The sequence below is a fragment of the Inquilinus sp. CA228 genome, assembly GCF_052078665.1.
Lineage (GTDB): Bacteria > Pseudomonadota > Alphaproteobacteria > DSM-16000 > Inquilinaceae > Inquilinus.
Genome location: NZ_JBQJIK010000147.1, coordinates 1 through 7,489 on the forward strand (window position 1 = coordinate 1; position 7,489 = coordinate 7,489).

Consider the following 7,489-nt stretch of genomic DNA (forward strand, 5'->3'; position numbering starts at 1 on the left):
GGCCAGCGCCGGGTCGGCCAGCCGGCCGCGCAGCGCCTCGACCATGTCCGGCGCCACCCGCAGCGTCGCCGCATGGTCCAGCCGGGACTGGCGCAGCGCGTGGTCGACCGCCTGCAGCAGCAGCTCGCGCCGATCGAAGCGGCCGAGGATGCGCTCGATCGTGTCCTGCACCAGGTCGGCCAGGGTCTGGTCCAGCCCGGCGAGGTAGCGGTCGAGCTGCAGCCCGGTCGTGGCCACCAGCGCCGCGGCCTCCTCGCGGGCGGCGGCCAGCCCCTCGGCATGGCCGCGCTCGCGCTCGGCGGCGAAGGCTGCGTCGGCCTCGGCCCGCTGCCGCCCGGCATGGGCCTCGGCCTCGCCTAGGTACCGGCGCGCATCCCGCCTCTGGCCGAGCGCCTCGGCCTTCAGCACCGGGCCGCCGCGGCGGAAGGCCGGGGCCTCCGCCAGGGGGCGCCACCGCCCGGGAAGCGGCCGCGAACAGGGCCGCGGCGCGCGGCTGCTCGGCCGGCGGCTGCCCGCCCTCGGGCCAGCGCGCCGGAGCCAGCCGCAGACGCAGCCTCTCGCCGACCGCCGGGCCCGCCTTGCCGCACCAGGCCGCGAGGCACAGCAGGCCGGCGCGGTCGATCGCCGTCTCGACCGGCAGCGGGTCCAGCCCGGCCAGCACCGGGGCCGCACCCTTGTGGCCAAGGCCGAAGGCGTAGGAATCGGCGCCGATCAGGCCGGTGACTCGGCGGATCTCGGCGCCGAGGACGATGGTGCGCAGCCGCGCCGCCAGCGCCGCGGCGCCGGCATGGCGGAGGGCGCGGTCGAGATCGGCCGGCGCCAGGCCGGCGATGCGGGCGGCATCGTCCCGCCAGGACGCGGCGTCGCAGGGCGCGAGATCGAGGCGCCGGCGCAGCAGCTCCGACAGGCGCGGCCGGAGCCGCTTGGTGTCGAGCAGCAGCCGGGCCGCCGCCTCCGGCAGGCCGGGGAAGGCCCGGCCGAGCTGCGCCGGATGGGCGTGCAGCGCCACCGCCCGGTCGAAGCGCCGGAGGGCCAGCCGGTCCGCGATCGTGCTGCTCATTCAGCCGCCGCCGGAGTGGTGCCGTCGCGGCGGCGCCAGATCCTCCAGCCGACGGTGCCGGCGGTGGCGACCACGGCCAGGGCGACCAGGGCCAGCAGCCCCTGCAGCCAGGGGGCGCTGGAACGGTGCACCCAGAAGCCGGCGACATTGGTCAGGGGGTCGGTGATCGGCGGCGTCGCCGACTCCGGATCGGTCGGCAGGAACACCACCGAGACGTTCTCGTACAACAGGCCCTTGATGCCGTTCGCCACCAGCATCTTGATTTCGGGCGTCAGCTTCGACAGGTCGACATCGGCGCGGTGGCGGATCACCACCGAGGCGGAGGAGGGGCTGGACGACGCCTTTAGCCCCTCATTGTCCGGCAGCACCACATGGACGCGGGCGGAATAGACCCCGTCGATCTCCGAGATCGTGCTCGACAGCTCCTGGCTCAGCGCATAGATCAGCCGCGCCTGCTCCTCCACCGGCGAGGAGACCAGCCCCTCGCCCTTGAACAGGTCCGGGATCTTGGCGTAGCGCTCGCGCGGATAGCCGTTGCGGCGCAGCAGGTCGACCGCGTCGGCGAAGCGGTCCTCCTCGACCGACACGACCAGGCCGCGGTCCTTGACGACCTCGCGCTCGGCCGGGATGCCCTGGTGCAGCAGGATCGCGACCATCTCATTGGCCTCGCGCTCCTGCAGGCCGCTGTACAGTTCGACCTTGCAGGCGGCGAGCAGCAGCAGCGCGGCGAACGCGAGGGGCTTCAACAATTGCGGTCGACCTTTCTGAGATCCTGTCGGACACCCGCCGCCGGAACGGCAGCCGCAAATCAGCCGCGCAGCAGGGTTTCCGGCACGTTGCCCAACTGCTTGGAGGCGGTGGTGACCAGCGTGGTCCGCAGGACGCCGTTGTTGAACTCCCGCGTCGCCAGCCGCATCTCGCGCATCTCCGCCCGGAAGTCGACCTCCCCGGCCTGTTGCGCCGGCCGCGCCGCGGCGGGGCCCGGCTGCAGGCCCGGCTTGGTCGCGGCGCCCGGGGCCGTCGCCGATGCCTGCAGCGTCGTGGCGGGCTGCGGCTCGGTCAGCTTGCTGCCGAGGGACAACGTGTCCTTGTGGAACTGCTGCAGCGAGTTGAGCAGTTGGTCGCCCATCGCCGCCGGATTCGCCAGCAGCCTGGCTTTCAGGCTCGGCGCGTAGTCGGCGACCGATTTGTGCGCCGGCTGCAGCGGCAGGGCGTAGTCGAAGACGTTGGCCGCCTTCTGATCCAGCGGCAGGGCGACGGGCGTGACCGCGGCCTTGGGTTCGATCAGCGCCGGCGCCTGGAGTACGGAGGGCGAGATGACAACCATGGGATCAGCCTCGGCTCATGAAACGGGTCTGGGCTATGGGACAGCGTCGCGGCCGGGTCATGATCCGGGCTTCCCGGTGCGGCCGCGCACGATCGTGGTCTGGAACTGGAAGGCCTGCTGCAGCGCCTGCATGGTCTCCTTGACCAGGGCGACGTAGCGGGGCGGCCCCGACACCAGCGCGACATTGGCGCTGGCCAGCGGCCGCGGCGGGAAACGGGGGTCGTCGAGCTGCAGGCTGGCCAGCGACGCCTGCAGCTCCTCGAATCGGATCGCGCCGAGGGGCAGCATCTCCGACACCGCCTCCTCGACCGTGGTCACATACAGCACCTGGCCGTCATAGTACCATTGCAGGCCGAAGCTGGCAGCGAGCTGGTCGAGCAGCTTCTGCGGCGTCAGCTCCGGCAGGCGCCCGCGCACCCGGCCGGAGACCTTGTCGCTGACCTTGACCGGGATATCGAGGTTGCTGCCGAAGGCGCCCAGTACGTCGCGCACATCCTGGTCCAGGACGACATAGGGGTAGGGCTTGTCGGGCCAGGGCAGGGCGCGGCGGGCCTGGCCCGCGGCGAGATCAGCCGGGGCGGGCGTCACGACGACGGCCGGGGCAGGAGGGGCGGGCACCGTCACCACGGCCGGGGGGGCGGGCTGCTGCGCCGCCGCCGTTCCGGCCGAAAGGGGAAGCAGGACGGCGACGGCGAGCGCGACGGAGCGCCGACGACACTTGTCGGACAACACTCCTGTCAGCCCTCTGATCCTGATCGCCATCCCCGCCTGCATCAAGACTTCTCGCCGATATGCCCGAGATCGTCAGCCCGTTCTCGTCTTTATACGCTGCATGGCCGGAGGTGCAAAAGCCAATCCAAACACCCGGCTTGATTGAAACGGGCAGCGGGCCGTCCAGACGCCGAGCAGACCTAAACGCTTAGACTGGCAGCAGGGTTCCGGGCTTTTTGTTAAAGTTCTGTTGAACAGGCCTGCAGTCGAAATCCGAATGCACTGAGACATTGAAATGCTTGACCTGACGGCAGTTTGCCGCATAGTCGAGTAGTAGTTTCGAGGGGTGGGGCGGGCCTTGGTGTCGAACCGACGTTCGGGTCGTGTTGGCCAAGGCGGCGGGACTAGGATTGTTGGCCCGGACGCCGGCAGAGGTCGGCGAATCGGTGTGCCAGACCAGCCATAGGGCCCGCACTTCATCCGTGTTTCGGCTTTGTCAATCTTGAGCGTTGCACAAGGAGGAGCATGTTATGGCGTCGACTTCCGGAAGCGATCCGATCGCTGACATGAAGGCCCAGATGGCCGAGATCCGTAAGCAGAACACCCAGGACTCGATCGACACCGCCTGGGAGACCCAGAAGAACCAGAAGCAGGACAAATGGGCCCAGGCGCTGGCGGACGCGGCCCGCAAGGGCTGAGTCCGGAGGTCGCTCCGGTTCCTGAGCTTCATCGCTGTCAGTCTGGCGAGCGCGGCCGGTCCCGGTCGCGCTCGCTTTCGCCACTGATCGAGGCGCCTCGTGGGGTGGGCCATGCTCTCGAAGTTCAAGGCGTTTTTCTCTGACAGTCCTCTCCCGGGGCCGCTCCAGCGGCTCTTCCCGCAGTCGCCCTCGGTCACGCTGTTCGTGCTCGAGGGGCCGAATGCTGGCACTGTCCAGAAGCTGGCGCCGGCCGCCTACCGGGTCGGCAGCGGGCTCGATTCCGACATCGTCCTGGCCGATGAGACCCTGGCCCCGGTCCATGCCCTGATCGACATCGGCCGCCATCGCGTGCGAGTCGAACCCCTGGCCGGCGCCGTCGCCGTGCCGGGACGGGCGGGGACGACGGAGCCCGGCGGGGTTCTGACCTTGCCGCTCCCGGCCGAGTTGACGCTGGGATCCTCGCGCATCGTGCTGCGCAGCCCGGTCGAGGCGACCGTCGGCGGCTCGCGCCTGCGCGCCGCCGCCGTGACCATCGCGCTGCTGGTGATCCTCGGCGGCCTGTCCGGGATCGCGCTGTCGTCCGGCGGTGGCGGCTCCGACGCGCCGGCGGCCGGCCAGGCCGTGGCGCCCGAGGCCGGCAAGCCGGTGGTGCAGACCGCCGCGCTGGCGCCGGTCGTGCCGCGGCAGCAGACCCCGCAGGAGGCGCTGCAGGACCGCATCGACGCGGCGCATCTTGAAGGCGTGTCCCTCTCGGCCAAGGGCAGCCGCATCGTCGCCTCGGGCCGGCTGTCGGCCGCCGACATGGCGCAGTGGCGCGAGCTCCAGGCCTGGTTCGACCGCACCTTCGCCTCCTCGGCCCTGCTGTCGTCGGAGGTGGCGACCGGGGCGGGCAGCGGCGCGCCGGAGATCGTGATCCAGGCGGTCTGGACCGGCGACAACCCCTATCTGATCACCCACACCGGCTCGAAATATTTCGAAGGCGCGGATCTCGGCGGCGGCTGGTCGGTCGACAAGATCCGGGCCGACGCCGTCACCCTGCGCAGCCGGGCTGGGCAGACCTTTGTGATGGCCCTGACCGACCCCGCCAAGCCTTAGGCACGTCGGGGAGGGGGAATCGAGATGACGACGATCCAGTCCCGCACCGAGCCGCTCGACGGCGTCCGGGCCGGCCAGCAGCCGGACGGCGTCGCCGGGCGCCCGGTCAACCCCGCCGGCGCGCCCGTACAACGCCGGGCCGGGTTGGTGCGCGGCCGGCGCGACCGGGCCTCGCGGCTGCGCGAGGAGCTGCTCGACTACATCCGCCCGGCCACGGCCGGAGCGATCCACGCCACCCCCGGCGGCCAGGCTGAGACCCTGGCCGACATCCTGGACCTGCTGCAGGTGGAGGCCGCGGACGACCGGCTGGCCCGCTGGGGCAGCGCCGTGCTGCTGCAGGAGCTGCGCAAGCACGACCTGCTGCGCGCCCGGCTGAACGACCTGATCGGCGGGTGACGCGGATGACGCAAGTCCAGCGCGACACCCTGCACCGCCTCGTCTTCGACTATCTGCGGCACGGCCAGAACCGGCGGGCGCTGGCGCTGGCGATGCTGCTGGCTTCGCGCGACGACGAGGCCGATCCGGCGGCGCTGCGCGCGCTCGCCGTCGCCCTGCTCGCGGTCGGCCGCCCGGCCCAGGCGGTCGAAGTCCTCGACCGGCTCGACCGCGAGGAGCCGCCGGCCGCGGCGCGGCACTTGCTGCGCAGCCGGGCGCTGCACCAGCTCGGCGAGATCGAGGCGGCGCGGCGCGCCTTCCGCGACTATCTCGACGCCCCCGACCGGCGGGTGGCGGCATGACCGCGCGCGGACGCTGGCAATCGGCCCTGGCCGCCGCCGCGGGGCGGCAGGACCTGATGATCGTGGCCCTGCTGGTCGCGACCATCCTGCTGATGATCCTGCCGCTGCCGACGCTGCTGGTCGACGTGCTGATCGCCTGCAACATCACCTTCGCGGTCCTGCTGCTGATGGTGGCGGTCTATCTGCGCAGCCCGCTCGAGCTGTCGGTGCTGCCCTCGGTGATCCTGATCGCCACGGTGTTCCGCCTGGCGCTGTCGATCGGCGTCACCCGCCTGATCCTGATGGACGCCGATGCCGGGGCGATCATCCAGACCTTCGGCGAGTTCGTCATCGGCGGCAGCCTGGCGATCGGCCTGGTGATCTTCCTGATCATCACCGTGGTCCAGTTCGTGGTGGTGGTGAAGGGCGCCGAGCGCGTGGCCGAGGTCGCGGCCCGCTTCACCCTGGACGCCCTGCCCGGCAAGCAGATGAGCATCGACGGCGAGCTGCGCTCCGGCGACATCGACCTGGCCGAGGCGACGCGCCGGCGGCAGACGCTGGAGAAGGAGAGCCAGCTGTTCGGCGCCATGGACGGCGCCATGAAGTTCGTGAAGGGCGATGCCATCGCCGGCCTGCTCATCGTCGCGGTCAACCTGATCGGCGGCCTCGCCGTCGGCATGCTGCAGCACGGCATGTCGCTGGGCCAGGCGATGCATGTCTACTCGCTGCTGACCATCGGCGACGGTCTGGTGTCGCAGATTCCGGCGCTGTTTATCGCCATCACATCCGGCACCATCGTCACCCGGGTCACCACGGCGGACAGCGGCAATCTCGGCGCCGACATCGCCCGCCAGATCGGCTCCAACAACACGGCGCTCTTGATGGCGGCGGGCGTGGTCGTGATGCTCGGCTTCATCCCGGGCTTCCCGACCCTGATCTTCCTGGCCATTGCCGCAACCATGGCCGGAATCGTGCTGCTCCGCCGGCGCCGCGCGCTGCGCGAGGCCGGGGCTACGGCGCAGGAGGAGGCCGTCGCCTCCGAAGCCGCAGCGGCGGACGAGACCGTGACCCTGCATTTCGGCGCCGACCTGGCGGCCGGGCTGGGCCGCGCCAATGCCGAGCGGCTGGCGCGGGACGTGGCGGAGGAGCTGGGGCAGACGCTGGGCGTGCCGTTCCCGGCCGGCCGCGTCGGGCCCGGCCGGGCGTTGCCGGCGGACGGCTTCCGCATCGACATCGACGGGGTTCCGGTCGAGGCCGGGACGGCCCGCCCGGGCCGGATCCTGCTGCGCGACGATCCGATGCATCTCGATCTGCTCGGCCTCACCGCCGAGACCGGCGAAGGCCCCGGCGGCAAGGTCCAGCACTGGATCGACGCCCGGCACGAGCCGGCGCTGGCCGAGGCCGGCATCGGCCATGCCACGGCGGAGGAGATCGTGGCCGGGACGCTGACCCGGGCGCTGCGCCGCTACGCCCCGCATTTCCTCGGCATCCAGGAGACCCAGGCCTTCCTCAAGGGCATCGAGGCGACGCGCGGCGACCTGGTGCGCGAGGCGCAGCGCCATTTGTCGGTCAACCAGGTCGCCGACGTGTTCCGCCGGCTGCTGGAGGAAGGGATCTCGCTGCGCAACCACCGGCTGGTGCTGGAGACGCTGGCCGAGTGGGGCCCGAAGGAGCAGGACGTGATCCTGCTGGCCGAATATGTCCGCGGGGGGCTGAAGCGGCAGATCTGCCACGCTTATGCCGACGAGCGGAAGGTGATCCACGCGCTGATCCTGGACCGCAGCGCCGAGGAGGCGCTGCGCCAGTCGATCCGGCAGACCACGGTCGGTGCCTATCTCGCGCTGCCCGAGGGCCAGGGCCTGGCGCAGGAAGCGGCGAGTGT

Annotated in this window: 7 protein-coding genes and 2 pseudogenes; 4 read left to right on the forward strand and 5 right to left on the reverse strand. The window is 71.6% G+C overall.

Annotated features, from left to right (window positions below):
- From ACTOWL_RS37195 to ACTOWL_RS37215, 5 genes and pseudogenes are all read right to left on the reverse strand, one after another.
- Positions 1-444 (reverse strand): annotated as a pseudogene (locus ACTOWL_RS37195) (hypothetical protein); the annotation flags it as partial.
- Between the two features lie 103 nt (positions 445-547).
- A pseudogene (locus tag ACTOWL_RS37200) lies at positions 548-1,060 on the reverse strand (SctK family type III secretion system sorting platform protein); the annotation flags it as partial.
- A complete protein-coding gene (sctJ, locus tag ACTOWL_RS37205) occupies positions 1,057-1,806 on the reverse strand; it encodes a type III secretion system inner membrane ring lipoprotein SctJ (protein WP_441326350.1) in 750 nt (249 codons plus the stop codon). The pseudogene ACTOWL_RS37200 and the gene sctJ, both read right to left, overlap by 4 nt.
- A 62-nt stretch (positions 1,807-1,868) precedes the next feature.
- Positions 1,869-2,387 carry a hypothetical protein gene (locus tag ACTOWL_RS37210; RefSeq protein WP_441326351.1) on the reverse strand — a complete coding sequence of 173 codons (519 nt, stop codon included), beginning with the start codon at positions 2,385-2,387 and terminating at the stop codon, positions 1,869-1,871.
- A gap of 57 nt (positions 2,388-2,444) precedes the next feature.
- Positions 2,445-3,116, reverse strand: coding sequence for a secretin N-terminal domain-containing protein (locus ACTOWL_RS37215; protein ID WP_441326352.1), 672 nt, complete (start codon positions 3,114-3,116; stop codon positions 2,445-2,447).
- 791 nt (positions 3,117-3,907) lie between these two features.
- On the opposite strand from ACTOWL_RS37215, the gene ACTOWL_RS37220 reads away from it, so the two are divergent.
- The 4 genes from ACTOWL_RS37220 to sctV form a co-directional block, all read left to right on the forward strand.
- Complete coding sequence (locus ACTOWL_RS37220) at positions 3,908-4,891, forward strand: SctD/MshK family protein (protein ID WP_441326353.1); 984 nt, start codon at positions 3,908-3,910, stop codon at positions 4,889-4,891.
- 24 nt (positions 4,892-4,915) lie between these two features.
- Entirely contained in the window at positions 4,916-5,287 is a 372-nt protein-coding gene (locus ACTOWL_RS37225) for a hypothetical protein (RefSeq protein ID WP_441326354.1), read from the forward strand.
- Between the two features lie 5 nt (positions 5,288-5,292).
- Complete coding sequence (locus ACTOWL_RS37230) at positions 5,293-5,628, forward strand: hypothetical protein (protein ID WP_441326355.1); 336 nt, start codon at positions 5,293-5,295, stop codon at positions 5,626-5,628.
- Positions 5,625-7,489 (forward strand): type III secretion system export apparatus subunit SctV (gene sctV / locus ACTOWL_RS37235; protein WP_441326356.1); only part of this gene is annotated, 1,865 nt, incomplete at its 3' end. The genes ACTOWL_RS37230 and sctV, both read left to right, overlap by 4 nt.